Here is a 1,573-nt window from a genome sequence, read left to right on the forward strand (position 1 = left end):
CAGAAGATTGTACCGGTATCTTTCCAGCAAACAAAACCATCTGCAGCTGTCATAGTCAATCTACCTTCCATTACTGTTGATATCTATGATGGAACTTCCAGGGAAACCATCGAAGCAGTTCTATCTGCATTGAAAACCATATGTTAGGCGACTTTACCAAGGCGGAAGACATTTACATAGTCTGCGGATATTCTGATATGCGCAAGTCAATCGACGGATTTGCCGCAATCATAAAGGGAACTTTCGGCATGGATCCGTTTTTGCCGAGCCTGTTTCTTTTTTGCGGAAAAAGAAGGGATAGGATAAAAGCTCTTTATTGGGAAGGGGACGGTTTTGTCCTACTGTACAAGCGTCTGGAGAACGGAAGCTTCAAATGGCCCCGCACACCGGAGCAGGCAAGACAACTTACCATGCAGGAATTCCGGTGGCTTATGGATGGCTTGGCGATTGATCAACCTAAGGCAATTCGGGAAGCAAAACATGGTGATATCTATTGATAAAAAGTGCTGAAAAGTGTTGGTTTTACTGTATTTTGGCTGGAAATTACAGACTAATAATGGTATAATTAACTTATGAAAAAGATTGATATTACAGGGCTTTCGCCCAATCAAATAGAATACGTTTCCTCTTTGGAAAAAACAGTGGAAAACCAGCAAGTTCGTATTGAACAACTTACAGAGCTTCTCATTAAATCTCAAAAAGCTTTATACGGTCAATCCAGTGAAAAGCGACGTTATGTTTTCGATGAAGACAGCGGTCAGTTGTCTTTATTCAACGAAGCAGAGGCCGAAGCCGACAACAAGGCAGAAGAACCGACCGTACAGACCATTGTGGCAGCACATGCCAGAAAACCCAAGCGAACCAAGGAAGAACTGGCGGAAACAGTACCCGTGGTGGAGGTCGTTTGTGATCTGGATGAAGAAAAGCGCATCTGTAACATTTGTAACGCTGATCTGAGGTATCTCGGCAAGGAATATGTCCGGGACGAACTGGAGATCATCCCTGCCCAGGTACGTATATTGAGATATATTCGTTTTAATTATGTATGCAAGGAATGTGAGAAGGAGACCTGCGAAGCCAATATTGTTAAATCTCCTGTCCCTGAACCTGTTATGAAACGCAGCCTTGCTTCTGCCTCAACCGTGGCTTATGTAATGTACCAAAAATATGCAAATGGAATGCCTTTATACCGACAGGAAAAAGACTGGGACAACCAAGGAGTGAAACTTTCCAGAGCTACTCTGGCCAACTGGATTATACGTCCAAGTCATGAATGGCTCGAACCGATGTATGATGCAATTAAGAAACATCTGGTGACCGAACCGCTGATCCATGCGGACGAAACTGTTCTGCAGGTATTGAAAGAGCCTGGCAGGAAAGCAACCACAGAATCACGAATGTGGGTCTACGCTTCCGGGCGAAGTCCGACTCCGGCCGTTTTGTTTGAATACCAACCGACACGATCCGGTCAGCATGCTAGACGGTTTCTGGAAGGTTTTTCGGGTTATCTCCAAACAGATGGCTATAGTGGTTACAATGCAGTACCTGATGTCATACATTGTGGATGTTGGGC

The 1,573-nt window shown here is 44.5% G+C and carries 2 protein-coding genes; both read left to right on the plus strand.

The features are described from left to right. Positions 1-140: 140 nt before the first annotated feature. Complete coding sequence (gene tnpB, locus LY28_RS18840; RefSeq protein WP_110463699.1) at positions 141-497, plus strand: IS66 family insertion sequence element accessory protein TnpB; 357 nt, start codon at positions 141-143, stop codon at positions 495-497. A gap of 75 nt (positions 498-572) precedes the next feature. Next, the coding region (tnpC, locus tag LY28_RS18845; protein WP_110463700.1) for an IS66 family transposase at positions 573-1,573 on the plus strand (1,001 nt) is incomplete at its 3' end.

It is taken from the genome of Ruminiclostridium sufflavum DSM 19573, from assembly GCF_003208175.1.
GTDB lineage: Bacteria > Bacillota > Clostridia > Acetivibrionales > DSM-1351 > Ruminiclostridium > Ruminiclostridium sufflavum.

Coding starts and splice junctions, on each gene's coding strand:
- tnpB (WP_110463699.1), top strand. CDS start 141: ATGTTAGGCGACTTTACCAAGGCGGAAGACATTTACATAGTCTGCGGA.